The following is a 13993-nucleotide window of genomic DNA, read 5'->3' as shown; positions in this document are numbered from 1 at the left end:
CAGGTACGACGCAGGGCGAGGTAGTCCACAGCTCGACAGGCTGATCAGGCTTTTTGTCGGTGGCTCGCTCTAGCGTCGGAGACGTACCTGCATCACCGACGACCGGATGGGAAACGAACACCATGGCTGCACCGAAGAACACGAACAAGGGTGGCGGCGGCGACCGCGGCAAGGCCCTCGACGCCGCTCTCGCCAACATCGAGAAGTCCTTCGGCAAGGGGTCGGTGATGCGTCTCGGCGACGAGACCCGCGCTCCGCTGGAGGTCATCCCCACGGGCGCCATCGCGCTCGACGTCGCGCTGGGCCTCGGCGGCCTGCCGCGCGGCCGTGTCGTCGAGATCTACGGCCCGGAGTCCTCCGGTAAGACGACCGTCGCGCTCCACGCCGTGGCGAGTGCCCAGGCGGCCGGCGGCATCGTGGCCTTCATCGACGCCGAGCACGCGCTCGACCCGGAGTACGCGAAGAACCTCGGCGTCGACACCGACGCCCTGCTGGTCTCCCAGCCCGACTCCGGTGAGCAGGCCCTCGAGATCGCCGACATGCTGATCCGCTCGGGTGCGCTCGACCTCATCGTCATCGACTCCGTGGCGGCGCTGGTGCCCCGCGCCGAGATCGAAGGCGAGATGGGAGACAGCCACGTCGGCCTCCAGGCGCGACTGATGAGCCAGGCGCTCCGCAAGATGACCGGTGCCCTGAACAACTCCGGCACCACCGCGATCTTCATCAACCAGCTGCGCGAGAAGATCGGCGTGATGTTCGGCTCGCCCGAGACCACGACCGGTGGTCGCGCGCTCAAGTTCTACTCGTCGGTGCGTCTGGACGTGCGTCGCATCGAGACGCTGAAGGACGGCCAGGAGATGGTCGGCAACCGCACCCGCGTCAAGGTGGTCAAGAACAAGGTCGCTCCGCCGTTCAAGCAGGCCGAGTTCGACATCATGTACGGCAAGGGGATCAGCCGCGAGGGTGGCCTCATCGACGTGGGTGTCGAGGCGGGCCTGGTCCGCAAGGCCGGTGCTTGGTACACCTACGAAGGCGACCAGCTGGGCCAGGGCAAGGAGAACGCCCGCAACTTCCTGCGCGACAACCCTGACCTCGCCAACGAGCTCGAGAAGAAGATCCTCGAGAAGCTCGGCGTGGGCGCCAAGGTGGACGCTCCGGCGGACGACCTGTCCGACGAGCCCATCGGGGTCGATGACTTCTGAGCCGCACGCCAACGACCCGTGGGTCGGTGACGTGCACGCGGGTGTGTGGCCGCCTGGACCGGGGAGATCCCCGTCGACCCGGTCCAGACCGGTCCGCCTGCGGACGCCGAAGAGGTGGCGCGCAAGATCCTGCTCGACCAGCTGACGGGCCAGGCGCGCAGCCGCCGGCAGCTGGCCGACAAACTCGCCCAGCGCAACGTGCCGGAGGAGATCGCGACCCGACTGCTCGACCGCTTCGAGGAGGTCGGGCTGATCGACGACGAGGCCTTTGCCCGCATGTGGATCGCCTCGCGACAGCCCGGCAAGGGGTTGGCTGGGCGCGCGCTCGCCCAGGAGCTGCGACGCAAGGGGGTCGACGACGAGATCGTCAAGGAGGCGATCGGCGAGATCGACCCCGACGACGAGCGTGCCGCGGCGGAGGCCCTGGTGGCGAAGAAGATGCGTTCCCTGCGGTCGGTGGGCCACCAGACCGCGACCCGACGACTGGTCTCGATGCTGGCGCGCAAGGGCTACTCCAGCGGCCTGGCGTACGCGGTGGTGCGCGACGCGCTGGGGGAGCGCGAGGAGGAGCTCGACGACGGTCAGCCATGATGGGGGCATGGGTGACGAGAAGACGTTCGACACGACGCAGCTCGCGTTGCCGCCCGGCCCGGTCGACCTGACCTCGATCCCGACGGACGGCACGCCCGGTTTCACCGGGGACAAGGCGGCTGGCGAGGCTGCGCTGGCGGCTGTCGCCCCCGAGCTGGCTGACCTGCAGGAGCGCCTGTGGGCCAGCCGTGAGGGCGGCGAGACCCGGCGGATCCTCCTGGTCCTTCAAGGCATGGACACCAGCGGCAAGGGTGGCGTGATCCGCAAGGCCTTGGGGCTCGTCGACCCGCAGGGCCTGTCGATCAAGGCGTTCAAGGCGCCGACGGCGGAGGAGCTCGAGCACGACTTCCTGTGGCGCGTCCGCAAGGCGCTGCCGGCTGCCGGGCACATCGGCGTCTTCGACCGCAGCCACTACGAGGACGTCCTGATCCACCGCGTACGTGGGCTCTCCTCGCCCGAGGAGGTGGAGCGCCGCTACGACGAGATCACCTCGTTCGAGCAGGAGCTCGTCTCCGAGGGGGTCACCGTGCTCAAGTGCATGCTCCACGTGGGCGCCGCCGAGCAGGGCAAGCGGCTCATGGCGCGCCTCGACAACCCCGACAAGCACTGGAAGTTCAACCCCGGTGACGTCGACGACCGGGCGCTCTGGCCCCAGTACCAGGAGGCGTACGAGGTGGCGCTCGAGCGCACCAACCACGCGGACGCCGGGTGGTTCGTGATCCCGGCCGACCGCAAGTGGTACCGCAACCTCGCGGTGGCCGCGCTGCTGGCGACACCCTCGCCCGGATGGACCTGCAGTGGCCGGAGGCGGACTTCGACGTGCAGGCGAGCGCGCCCGCCTCGAGGCGTTGGTGGTCGAGTGATCCCGCGCGTGGAGGTCACCCGGTACGTCACGCCGTTGCGCGAGGGCGGCAGCCTGCCCGGGATCGTCGAGGCCGACGACCTCGGGACGTACGTGTGCAAGTTCGCCGGTGCCGGCCAGGGAGTGCGCGTGCTCGTGGCCGAGGTGTGATCGCGAGCGGTCTGGCCACCCGGCTCGGGCTGCGTACGCCGCGGCTCGTCGCCTCTCGAGCTCGACCGGGCCATCGCACGGTACGAGGCGGACGACGAGGTCCAGGACCTGCTCGTCGCCAGCGTCGGGCTCAACCTGGGCGTCGACTTCCTGCCCGGCTCGTTCGGCTTCGACGGCGACGTGGAGGCGTCGGCCACCGACCACGGCATGATCCTGTGGCTCGACGCCTTCTGTGCCAACGTGGACCGCAGCTGGCGCAACCCCAACCTGCTGGTCTGGCACGGAGACGTCTGGGTCATCGACCACGGGGCGTCCCTCTACTTCCACCACGCCTGGAGCCGCGGTGTCACCGATCCTGCCCGCTTCGCCGCGCAGCCCTGGGACTCCTCCGACCACGTCCTGCGTCGTCACCTCTCCGAGGTGGGGGGAGCGGACGTCCGCGCCCGCCAGGTGCTCTCGCGGGCCGTTTTCGAGGAGGTCGTGGCCGAGGTGCCGGACGAGTGGCTCAACTCCACACCCGACGTGACGCCCGACGAGCTGCGAGCCGCCTACGTCGACTTCCTGTCCGCACGGCTCGAGAGCACCGCCTGGCTCCCGGAGGTCGAGGGATGAGCGCGCACACCTACCAGTACGTCGTCCTGCGCTGCGTGCCGCGCCCCGACCGCGAGGAGTTCGTCAACGTCGGCGTCGTCCTCTACAGCCAGGAGATCGACTTCCTCGCCGTCGAGTGGGACGTCGACCGCGTCCGGCTCGCTGCCTTCGCCCCGGGGCTGGACCTTGACCGGTCTGCGCGGCCCTGGAGTTCGTCAGTGGCGTCTGCGCGGGGGACGAGCGCGGGGGAGAGGCCTCCACCCGCTCGCTGAGCCAACGGTTCGGCTTCCTCAAGGCCCCCAAGTCGACGGTCGTCCAGCCCGGGCCCGTTCACGGCGGCGTCGCTGAGGACCCCGCAGCGGCACTGACCCGCCTGCGCTCCCACCTGGTGGGGTGAGGCAGGCCCGGGCGTCAGGCACCGGCGTACGCACGCAGCCCCCGGTCGTCGACCGGGGGCTGCGTGGGGCGTGCTGTGTCGTGCCGGAGCCCGGTGGGGCGAGGCCGGTCAGACCGGGACGAGCTCGACCGCGCCGACGGCGTACCGGGCGAGGATCGTGCGTGCCACCTCGGGGTGGGCGCCCAGCGGCTCGGAGACGGCGACCGCGCCGGCCTCGAGGGCGAGCTCGGCTGCCCGGTCGGGCAGGAAGCCCGGCGCGAGGAAGAGCGAGGCGACCGCGATGTGGCGTCGCCCCTGGGCGCGGAACTGCCGGACGGCCTCTCCCGTGGCCGGCGGAGCGGCCGACGCGAACGCCGCCGTGACGGGCAGCTTGTGCCGCGCGCCCACAGTCGAGCCAGGCGCGCCACGGACTGGTTGGCGAGCGGGTCGGAGGAGCCGGCGGAGGCCAGGACGAGTGCGTCCAGCTCGCGTACGCGGCTCTCCTTCAGCGCCTCACGCATCCGGATGTCGAGCACGTCGAGGAAGGTCGACTCGAGCCCGAGCACCGACGTGGCGCGGATCTGCAGGCCGGCGTGGCGGCTCATGGCCTCCGCGACGGCCTCGGGGACGTCCACCTTGGCGTGGTAGGCCTCGGTGAGCAGCAGGGGGACGACGACGATCTCGTCGTGTCCCGCACGGACGAGCTTGTCCACCGTCGTGGTGAACGAGGGCTTGGCCAGGTCGAGGAACGCGTGGTCGATACGGAGGTCCGGCCGCATGCGGCGGACCTCCTCGACGAGTGCCTTGACCGTCGCCGCGGACCGCGGGTCGCGGCTTCCGTGGGCGAGTGCAACCAACGCAGGAGCAGCCATCAGAGACCTCCCATTTCTCCAGTGGTGTGCCGTGCATCGACGCCGTTGTCGATTGGGTGTGGTGGTGCCGTACAGGTGGTGCTGGGTGGTGCAGGTGTTGCTGTGTGGTGCCGGTGGTGCTGTGTGGTGCTCAGGAGTGGATTCCGCACTCCGTCTTGTTGGTGCCGGCCCAACGACCGCTCCGCGGGTCGTCACCTGGGGCAACGCGTCGCGTGCAGGGCCAGCAGCCGATCGAGGGGTAGCCGTCGTACACGAGCGGGTTGACCAGGACGCCGTTCTCGGCGATGTACTGCTCGACCTGCTCGTCGCTCCAGCGCGCGATGGGGGAGACCTTCACCTTGCCGCGGCGAGCGTCCCACCCGATGACCGGGGCGATGACCCGGTTGGAGGTCTCGGCGCGTCGCAGGCCCGAGGCCCAGGCGTCGAAGCCGTCCAGGGTCTCCTGCAGCGGCTGCACCTTGCGCAGCTTGCAGCAGAGGTCCGGGTTGGTCCGGTAGAGGTCCTTGCCGTACTCGGCGTCCTGCTGCTCGACGGTGAGCGGCGGCTTGATCGTGATCAGGTTGACGTCAAGGACGGCTTCGACCGCGTCGCGGGTCCCGATGGTCTCGGCGAAGTGGTAGCCGGTGTCCAGGAAGACGACGTTGATGCCCGGGGCCACCCGCGAGGCGAGGTGCGCCAGGACGGAGTCGCCCATCGAGGAGGTGATGCAGAACCGCTCGCCGAAGGTCGCGAAGGCCCACTCGATGATGTGCTCGGCAGGGGCCAGCTCGAGCTCCGCTCCCATGTGGGAGACGAGCTCGCGCAGCTCCTCGGGGGAGCGGCCCTCGGTGTGCGTGCCGCGGAAGGCACGCGCGGCACTCGTGGTCTCGGTCGTCATGACTTCACCTCAGGTCGGGGAATCATGCCCAGCATCTTCAGGCCGAAGGAGCGCAGGCACGAGCGGCACTCCCACGCCGACAGGCCCTGCTCGGCCTCACGCGGCCACAGGTTGTCGTCGCCGCAGTACGGGCAGTGGTTGGGCTGCGATCGCTCGGTCATGTCAGGCCCGTTCCAGCACGAGGTCGCCCCGCAGGTTGGCCTCGTCGGTGCGGGCCGCCCACTCGGCGAACTGCTCGCCCTCGGTGCGGTCGGCCAGGTAGTTGGTGACTACCGCGGTGACGTAGTCGTCCAGGCCGGCACTGGTCACCTTGTGGGCACGCAGCTTGCGGCCGAAGTTGGCCTGCAGGCCCAGCGCACCACCGAGGTGCACCTGGAAGCCCTCGACCTGCTGGCCGTCGGCGTCCATCACCAGCTGGCCCTTGAGGCCGATGTCGGCGACCTGGGTGCGGGCGCAGGCGTTGGGGCAGCCGTTCACGTTGACCGTGATGGGGGTGTCGAGGTCGGGGAAGCGCTGCTCCAGGACCTTGATCAGGTCGGCGGCGCGTGCCTTGGTCTCGACGATGGCGAGCTTGCAGAACTCGATGCCCGTGCAGGCCATGTGTTGCGGCGCCAGTTCGAGGGGCGGGCGTCGAGGCCGATCGTACGAAGGTCTGCGACGAAGGACTCCACGTCGGCGCCGTCGACGCCGATCACCACGAGCTTCTGCCACGCGGTGAGGCGTACGCCGCGGGCGCCGTACTTCTCGACCAGGTCGCCCAGGGCGACGAGGAGCTCCCCGTTGACGCGGCCTACGACCGGGGCGGCGCCGATGTAGAACTTGCCGTCGTTCTGCTCGTGGACGCCCACGTGGTCACCCTGGCGGGTGGGGACGCCCGGCGAGGGGTTGGAGACCAGCGCGCGCTGCAGGTACTCGGTCTCGAGGACCTCGCGGAACTTCTCCTTGCCCCAGTCGGCCACCAGGAACTTCAGACGGGCCTTGGAGCGCAGGCGACGGTAGCCGTAGTCACGGAAGATCGCGCAGACGCCCTCCCAGGCGTCGGCCACCTCGTCGAGCGGGATCCACACGCCCAGCTTGACCGCGAGCATCGGGTTGGTGGAGAGGCCTCCGCCGACCCACAGGTCGAAGCCGGGTCCGTGCTCGGGGTGGACGGTGCCGACGAACGAGACGTCGTTGATCTCCGGGGCCGCGTCGTGGCTGGGGTGGCCGCTGACCGAGGTCTTGAACTTGCGGGGCAGATTCGAGAACTCGGGGTTGTCCAGCACCCGGCGCTTGATCTCGTCCATCGCAGGCGTGCCGTCGATGATCTCGTCCTTGGCGATCCCGGCGACGGGGGAGCCGAGGAAGGGGCGCGGCGAGTCGCCGCACGCCTCCAGCGTGGTCAGCCCGACGGCCTCGAGACGCTCCCAGATCTCCGGGACGTCCTCGATCTGGATCCAGTGGTACTGGATGTTGTTTGCGGTCGGTGATGTCGGCGGTGCCGCGGGCGCGGTCCACCGAGATCATGCCGAGGGCCCGCAGCGCGGCGGCGTCGAGGATGGCGCCGTCGGTGCGGACGCGCATCATGAAGAAGCGGTCGTCGAGCTCCTCCTCCTCGAGCGTCGCGGTCTTGCCGCCGTCGAAGCCGGGCGCGCGCTGGGTGTAGAGGCCCATCCAGCGGAAGCGGCCGCGCAGGTCGGCCGGGTCGATCGAGTCGAAGCCGCGCTTCGAGTAGGTGCTGAGGATGCGGCCCCGGACGTTGAGGGGGTTGTCGTCCTTCTTGCTCTGCTCGTTCTTGTTGAGCGGCTCGGTGTAACCCAGGGCCCACTGGCCTTCACCGCGCTTGCGGCGTGGACGAGCGGGAGCAGGGGTGGCAGTCATTACGTGGTCCTAGATTCGCTGAGGGGGCGCGGGCGAGGCGTCGGGTCGTCGAAAGGTCAGCGGGGCCAACAGGTCATGCTGCCGATGCGCATCAGGTCCACGTGGCGTCGTGCCACGAGGTGGATGTGGGTTGCTCGGCTGATCACCCGACCGAGTCTCATCGTGCGGACAGGGTTGCCACAACTTCGAATCTCATATCGCGGAACGTTGTATCAACATGTGGACCCCAAATGGGGTACTGCACGCGGGGCGCCGAGGGGCTGTGAGTCGCAGGTCACATCCCCCTCGCTCCCCGAGAGCGGGAAGGGCTCGGGACCGAATTAGGCTGGCCCCATGACCGACTCTGTTGCCGCCACCGCGAGCGCTGCGTACGACTCCGCCCTGAAGGTGATCGCCTCCGTCGAGCCCCGCATCGCCGAGGCCACCCGCCAGGAGCTGGCCGACCAGCGAGGTTCGCTGAAGCTCATCGCCTCCGAGAACTACGCCTCCCCGGCCGTGCTCCTCACCATGGGCACCTGGTTCAGCGACAAGTACGCCGAGGGAACGGTCGGTCACCGCTTCTACGCCGGTTGCCAGAACGTCGACACCGTCGAGTCGCTCGCCGCGGAGCACGCCCGCGAGCTGTTCGGTGCGGAGTACGCCTACGTCCAGCCGCACTCCGGCATCGACGCCAACCTCACCGCGTACTGGGCGATCCTGGCCCACCGCGTCGAGGGCCCGTGGCTCAAGGACGCCGGCGTCAAGAACATGAACGACCTCACCGAGGCCGACTGGGAGAAGCTGCGCCACGAGCTCGGCAACCAGCGCCTGCTCGGCATGTCGCTGGACGCCGGTGGCCACCTGACGCACGGCTTCCGCCCGAACATCTCCGGCAAGATGTTCCACCAGAACCAGTACGGCACCGACCCGGCCACCGGCCTGATCGACTACGACGCGCTGCGCGCCAAGGCCAAGGAGTTCAAGCCGCTGATCCTCGTGGCCGGCTACTCGGCCTACCCGCGTCGGGTGAACTTCGCCAAGATGCGCGAGATCGCCGACGAGGTCGGCGCCACCTTGATGGTCGACATGGCGCACTTCGCCGGTCTGGTCGCGGGCAAGGTCTTCACCGGCGAAGAGAACCCGGTTCCCTACGCCGACGTCGTCACCTCCACCTCGCACAAGTCGCTGCGCGGCCCGCGCGGTGGCTTCATCCTCGCCACGGAGGAGTACGCCCCCTCCGTCGACCGCGGTTGCCCGATGGTCCTCGGTGGCCCGCTCAGCCACGTCATGGCCGCCAAGGCCGTCGCCTTCGCCGAGGCGCGCACCACGGAGTTCCAGTCGTACGCGCAGCAGGTCGCCGACAACGCCCAGCACCTGGCCGAGGGCTTCCTGAAGCGCGACACCAACCTGGTCACCGGCGGCACCGACAACCACCTGGTCCTGGTCGACGTCTCCTCCTACGGCCTCACTGGTCGTCAGGCGGAGTCGGCGCTCCTCGACGCCGGCGTGGTCACCAACCGCAACTCGGTCCCGGCCGACCCGAACGGCGCCTGGTACACCTCCGGCATCCGGCTCGGCACCCCGGCGCTGACCACCCGCGGCTTCGGCCAGGCCGAGTTCGACAAGGTCGCCGAGCTCATCGTCGAGGTGCTGTCCAACACCAAGCCCGGCACCACCAAGGGCGGGGAGCCGTCGAAGGCGTCGTACGTCGTGGCCGACGGTGTCGCCGACCGCGTGCGCGCCGCGAGCGCCGAGCTGCTCGACGCCAACCCGCTCTACCCGGGTCTGGAGCTCGCCTGAGCCGAGTCCGACCACGAGGCCCCTGCCGCTGCGGCAGGGGCCTCGTGCGTTGTGTGCACGAACTGGCCCGACACGCCGTCGTGGTGGCGGATTCGTGCACACAACCCCGGCTCACTGCATGAGGCGGGGCCAGTCCAGCGCGCGTCCGGCTCTGGTGAGGGTCGACGCCTGCAGCGTCGCGTTCCACGCGGCCAGCCGCTCGGGGTCATGGGTGCGGCCCAGCGTCCGATCCACGTCCCGGAGGAGGCCCACTGGCTGGTGGACGAGGTCACGAGAGGTGTAGCCCCGGCGCTTCCATCCGGCCTCCTCCAGTCGCCTGTCCCGCTGCAGGTCGGTCCGGTGCTGTTCGACACCGCGGTGGACGCCACCGTCGTACTCGTGCAGGACGCGCGCATCGCGGACCCGCAGGTCGCCTCGTGCCACGAACTGCCCCTGGGTGCACCTGACCTCGAACTGCGGCGTGACCGGTGCGTCGACCTGTCGGTGGAACTGGCCCAGCACGGTCTCCCACGGTGACTCCGTGCGTGCGTCGGCCCTGGGCAGGAGTCGACGCAGCCGTGGGGCCCCGTGCCGTCGTGACCTGCTGGCCTCTTCCAGCTCGTCGGTGTTGGCCAGACCTAGGTGGAGCGCGGAGTCCACCGCCATCAGGGCACCGAGGTCGTCCAGGTCCCGGCAGAGCCCGAGCAGTACGTCGGTCACCGGGGCCACCGGCAAGCCTGCGGCCCATCGGGACGGGCCCTCGGACTCACTGCGCAACGCCCGTAGGCCACGACGGCGGACCGGGTGCGCGCCCGGGGGCAGCTGCACCACCACGACGGGCTGGGGCGGGAGAGGTGGCAGCCACAGTCCAAGCAGGTGGGGCCCGTCACGTGGGTGAAGGCGGTCCCTGCAGGCAGCACTCCCAGCCAGGCGCTGAGGATGGCGTGGTCGGCGTCGGCCGCGTCGACCCGTCGGTAGGCGCCGGGGTGACCCGTGTCCGTCGTCCGTCCATGGCAGCAGCGTGGCGTGTGAACGGTCCGCAGAATCAGCGCCGGGTCATTTGCTGGGGAGCGCCCGGAGGTTGTGTGCGCGAACTGGCCCGCCACGCCGGTGTTCGGGCCGGTTCGCGCACACAGAAGACGTCAGTCGATGACGGGCGTGGCGCGCTCCACGACGTACGCCTGGTCGCCACCCGTCAGCATGCCGAAGGTTCCGTGGTGCCCGGCGGCGAGGCGGGAGGCGCAGAAGAGGTCGGATACCTCCGCAGGGGCGAAGCGCACCAGCAGCGACCCCTGGAGGCAGGTCGCCATCCGTCCGGCCAGCAGGCGGGCCGAGCCCTCGACGGCCCCCGACTCGCCCAGCAGGACCAGTGTCTCATCCACCGCCCGGTCGAGGTGGGCGTTGGCGCCGCGCGCCGCACCGACCTCGGTCATCCAGGCCCCCAGGGTCTCCGGCTCGCGGCCCAGCGCCCGCAGCACGTCGAGCGCATTGACGTTGCCGGAGCCCTCCCAGACCGAGTTGAGCGGCGCCTCGCGATACATCAGCGGCAGGCCGGACTCCTCGACGTACCCGTTGCCGCCCAGGCACTCCAACGACTCGGCGACCATGGCCGGGGTCCGCTTGCAGACCCAGAACTTCGCCAGTGGCAGGGCGATCCGACGCAGTGCGGCCTCGTGCGGGTCGTCAGTCCGGTCGACCGCGGTCGCCAGTCGGAGCGCGAGCGCGGTCGCCGCCTCGGACTCCAGGGCCAGGTCGGCCACCACGTTGCGCATCAGGGGCTTGTCGGCCAGGACCCCACCGAACGCGCTGCGGTGCGCGACGTGCCAGGACGCCTCCGCCAGGGCGTGACGCATCAGTGCGGCCGAGCCGATCACGCAGTCGAGCCGCGTCGCCGCCACCATCTCGATGATGGTGCGGACGCCGCGACCCTCGTCGCCGAGGCGTCGTACGAGGGTCCCGTCGAACTCGAGCTCGCCCGACGCGTTGGACCGGTTGCCCAGCTTGTCCTTGAGCCTGACCACGTCGAAGGCGTTGCGCGTGCCGTCGGGCAGGACCCGGGGCATCACGAAGCAGGTCAGGCCGCCGGGCGCCTGGGCGAGCACCAGGAAGACGTCGTTCATCGGCGCCGAGGTGAACCACTTGTGCCCGTGCAGCGTGTAGAGGCCGTCCTCGCCGGTCGGCACGGCCTGCGTCACGTTGGTGCGGACGTCCGAGCCGCCCTGCTTCTCGGTCATCCCCATCCCGGCGAGGAGGCCGCGCTTGCTCCTCGGGTCGCGCACCCCGAAGTCGTACGACGTCGCAGCGAGCCCCGGCACCCACTCGGCGGCGATCGCCTCGTCGACGCGCAGGGCGGGGACGGCGGCGTACGTCATCGAGATCGGGCAGCCGTGGCCCGGCTCGGTCTGCGACCAGGCGAGGAAGCCGGCGGCGCGGCGCAGGTGCGCATGGTCGTCGCCGGCGACCCACGGCGCGGCCTGGAGTCCGTGCTGCACGGCCCGGTCCATCAGCCAGTGCCACGAGGGGTGGAAGGCGACCTCGTCGACGCGGTGCCCGTGCCGGTCGTACGACACCAGTCGCGGCGGGTGCTCGTTGGCTGCCAGTCCGTGCTCGCGCGCCTCCTCGCTGCCCGCCTCGCGACCCAGGTCGACCAGGCTCGCGAGCACGTCCTCGCCGCCGTGGCGGAGCACCCCTTCGCTGAGGGCTGCGTCACACGAGACCACGTCGTGCCCGACCAATGCGGGTGTCTGGTTCGCAGGTGTCCGGAGATCGGCGCGCATGTGGCTACCGTAGGCGCATGCCGTCACAGAACCAGTGGGATCGTGTGATCCCGTGGGTTCGTGGCCGGGTGTCGAGCTGGGGGCACGTGGTGTGGCGCCTGGTCGTCACCACCTTCGGCGCCTGCCTGCGGTACCGGGTGACAGGTCTCGCGGCCGAGGCCGCCTTCTTCGCCATCCTCTCGGTGCCGCCGCTGATCTTCGCCCTGGTGGGGGGCATCGGCTTCATCTCCGAGCGCTACCCGCCGGCCCAGGTGGCCGACCTCCAGGACTCGATCCTGTCCCTCGCCTCGCGGGCACTGACCGAGGACGCGGTGCGTGTCATCGAGCGCACGATCGACGAGGTGCTGAGGGAGGGCCGCTTCGACGTGATGTCGCTCGGCTTCTTCCTGGCCCTGTGGTCGGGCTCGCGCGCGCTCAACGTCTTCGTCGACACCATCACGATCATGCACGGGCTCGGTGGGCACCGGGGGATCGTGCGCACCCGGGCGCTCTCCTTCTCCCTCTACCTGCTGGCGATGCTGATGGGGGCGCTGGCGCTGCCGCTGGTCGTCGCCGGGCCGGGGCTGCTCAACAAGTGGCTGCCCGACTCCTTCGACGCTCTGCTGCAGTTCTACTGGCCCGTCGTCATCCTGCTCTGCGTCCTCTTCCTGGCCACGCTCTACCACGTGTCGGTCCCGGTGCGGACCAACTGGAGCTTCAACCTCCCGGGGGCGGTCTTCTCCCTGGTCAGCTGGATCGCCGGCTCCTACCTGCTGCGCTGGATCCTCACCGAGACGGCGTCGGAGTCGAGCTCGGTCTTCGGGCCTTTGGCCGCGCCGATCGCGGTGCTGCTGTGGCTCTACCTGCTCTCCATCGCGGTGCTCGTCGGAGCCGCGGTCAACGCTGCCTTCGACAGCGTCTTCCCGCAGTCGGCCACGACGCGTGCGCGACGTGACCTCGTGCAACGCGTCAAGGTCCGCATCGGCGTGAAAGACTCGGCCGCGTGAGTGACATCCCAGTGGGGCCGGTCGGGGGGAGTGCCTCGGTCAGGCTTCCCGACCCGGAGCAGTCGCCGTGGGCGGCGCTCGGCAAGCGCTTGCTCGCAGCTGTCGCAATCCTGGTCGGCACCGTGCTGCTGGTCTACTTCGACGGCTCGGGCTACAAGGACGGCAACGACCCCACGGGCGAGGTCAGTCTGCTGGACTCGATCTACTACACGACCGTCACGCTCAGCACCACGGGCTACGGCGACATCGTCCCGGTCTCCGACCGGGCCCGCATGATCAACGCGTTCATCATCACCCCGGCGCGCATCGCCTTCCTGGTGCTGCTGATCGGGACCACCCTCGAGGTGCTGGCCAGCCAGAGCCGCGAGATGTTCCGGGTTGCCCGGTGGAGGAAGTACATGGGAGACCACGTCGTCGTCATCGGCTACGGCACCAAGGGCCGCAGCGCCGCCCTCACGCTGGTGAAGAACGGTCTCGACCGCGGCTCGATCGTCGTGGTGGACCCCTCGCCCACGGCGTTGGCGGACGCCCACGCCGACGGATTCGCGGTGGTCACCGGTGACGCCACGCGTCGTCACATCCTGCTGACGGCCGACGTCCACGAGGCGCAGCAGGTCATCATCACCACCAACCAGGACGCGACCAACGTGCTGGCCACCCTCACGGTGCGTCAGCTGAACCCCGAGGTCCACATCGTCGCCGCGGTGCGTGAGGAGGACAACGTCCCGCTGATGAAGCAGTCCGGCGCCGACTCCGTGATCACGACCGCCGAGACCGTGGGCCGGCTGCTCGGCCTCTCGACCCTCTCGCCCGACCTCGGTGACGTGATGGAGGACCTGCTCACCTCCGGCGCCGGCCTCGAGGTGGGGGAGCGCGACCTGCTCCTGAGCGAGGTCGGCATGCAGCCACAGCGAGTCTCCGACCAGGTGATCGCGGTCGTGCGGGACGAGAAGACCTACCACTACTACGACCCGGTGGTCACCCAGCTCGCCCGCGGCGACCGCCTGATCGTGGTGCGACCCTCGAAGGAGCTGCCGTGGGCACCGCGTCCCGGCACGCACGCCGACGAGGACTTCGCCGAGGACGCCTGA

Annotated in this window: 12 protein-coding genes and 2 pseudogenes; 8 read left to right on the top strand and 6 right to left on the bottom strand. The window is 70.1% G+C overall.

Going from position 1 to position 13993, the window contains the following annotated elements; translation table 11 throughout:
• The first annotated feature begins 122 nt into the window (after window positions 1-122).
• The 5 genes and pseudogenes from recA to E2C04_RS10220 all read left to right on the top strand — a co-directional run bounded on the left by recA (window position 123) and on the right by E2C04_RS10220 (window position 3793).
• On the top strand, window positions 123-1202 hold the full coding sequence (gene recA / locus E2C04_RS10240) for a recombinase RecA (protein ID WP_135832502.1): 1080 nt from the start codon (window positions 123-125) through the stop codon (window positions 1200-1202).
• 45 nt (window positions 1203-1247) lie between these two features.
• Window positions 1248-1793, top strand: a complete 546-nt coding sequence (locus E2C04_RS10235; protein ID WP_135832501.1) for a regulatory protein RecX — start codon at window positions 1248-1250, stop codon at window positions 1791-1793.
• A 7-nt stretch (window positions 1794-1800) separates the two neighbouring features.
• Window positions 1801-2805: a PPK2 family polyphosphate kinase gene (locus E2C04_RS10230; protein WP_338088742.1), complete on the top strand. Its 1005-nt coding sequence runs from the start codon at window positions 1801-1803 to the stop codon at window positions 2803-2805.
• A 180-nt stretch (window positions 2806-2985) separates the two neighbouring features.
• On the top strand, window positions 2986-3417 hold the full coding sequence (locus tag E2C04_RS19840) for a hypothetical protein (RefSeq protein ID WP_238694556.1): 432 nt from the start codon (window positions 2986-2988) through the stop codon (window positions 3415-3417).
• Window positions 3414-3793, top strand: a pseudogene (locus E2C04_RS10220) (DUF3037 domain-containing protein). The gene E2C04_RS19840 and the pseudogene E2C04_RS10220 overlap by 4 nt, the downstream one beginning before the upstream one ends.
• A gap of 14 nt (window positions 3794-3807) precedes the next feature.
• Here the strand turns inward: E2C04_RS10220 and E2C04_RS22335 are convergent.
• The 4 genes and pseudogenes from E2C04_RS22335 to E2C04_RS10205 form a co-directional block, all read right to left on the bottom strand.
• The gene (locus E2C04_RS22335; RefSeq protein ID WP_477529286.1) at window positions 3808-4644 is read right to left on the bottom strand and encodes a sirohydrochlorin chelatase; all 837 of its coding nucleotides are present in this window, start codon (window positions 4642-4644) and stop codon (window positions 3808-3810) included.
• A gap of 130 nt (window positions 4645-4774) precedes the next feature.
• Window positions 4775-5521 carry a phosphoadenylyl-sulfate reductase gene (locus E2C04_RS10210; RefSeq protein ID WP_135832500.1) on the bottom strand — a complete coding sequence of 249 codons (747 nt, stop codon included), beginning with the start codon at window positions 5519-5521 and terminating at the stop codon, window positions 4775-4777.
• The gene (locus E2C04_RS18090) at window positions 5518-5682 is read right to left on the bottom strand and encodes a hypothetical protein (protein ID WP_170213504.1); all 165 of its coding nucleotides are present in this window, start codon (window positions 5680-5682) and stop codon (window positions 5518-5520) included. Before E2C04_RS18090 ends, E2C04_RS10210 begins: the two co-directional genes overlap by 4 nt.
• A gap of 1 nt (window position 5683) precedes the next feature.
• Window positions 5684-7381: pseudogene (locus tag E2C04_RS10205) on the bottom strand (nitrite/sulfite reductase).
• A gap of 333 nt (window positions 7382-7714) precedes the next feature.
• Between E2C04_RS10205 and E2C04_RS10200 the strand changes: the two are divergent.
• Window positions 7715-9160, top strand: coding sequence for a glycine hydroxymethyltransferase (locus E2C04_RS10200; RefSeq protein ID WP_135832499.1), 1446 nt, complete (start codon window positions 7715-7717; stop codon window positions 9158-9160).
• 111 nt (window positions 9161-9271) lie between these two features.
• Here E2C04_RS10200 and E2C04_RS10195 read toward each other — a convergent pair whose 3' ends face one another.
• Window positions 9272-9859, bottom strand: coding sequence for a hypothetical protein (locus E2C04_RS10195; RefSeq protein WP_135832498.1), 588 nt, complete (start codon window positions 9857-9859; stop codon window positions 9272-9274).
• A gap of 422 nt (window positions 9860-10281) precedes the next feature.
• Window positions 10282-11916 carry an acyl-CoA dehydrogenase family protein gene (locus E2C04_RS10190; protein ID WP_135832497.1) on the bottom strand — a complete coding sequence of 545 codons (1635 nt, stop codon included), beginning with the start codon at window positions 11914-11916 and terminating at the stop codon, window positions 10282-10284.
• Window positions 11917-11933: 17 nt separating this feature from the next.
• Here E2C04_RS10190 and E2C04_RS10185 point away from each other — a divergent pair, with 17 nt between their 5' ends.
• Window positions 11934-12902: a YihY/virulence factor BrkB family protein gene (locus tag E2C04_RS10185; RefSeq protein WP_135832496.1), complete on the top strand. Its 969-nt coding sequence runs from the start codon at window positions 11934-11936 to the stop codon at window positions 12900-12902.
• Window positions 12899-13993 (top strand): potassium channel family protein, encoded by a 1095-nt coding sequence (locus E2C04_RS10180; RefSeq protein ID WP_229721713.1) that lies wholly within the window; start codon window positions 12899-12901, stop codon window positions 13991-13993. Before E2C04_RS10185 ends, E2C04_RS10180 begins: the two co-directional genes overlap by 4 nt.

Origin of the sequence: Nocardioides daphniae (assembly GCF_004777465.1) — a bacterium.
GTDB lineage: Bacteria > Actinomycetota > Actinomycetes > Propionibacteriales > Nocardioidaceae > Nocardioides > Nocardioides daphniae.
This window is presented reverse-complemented; position numbering and strand designations above follow the sequence as displayed.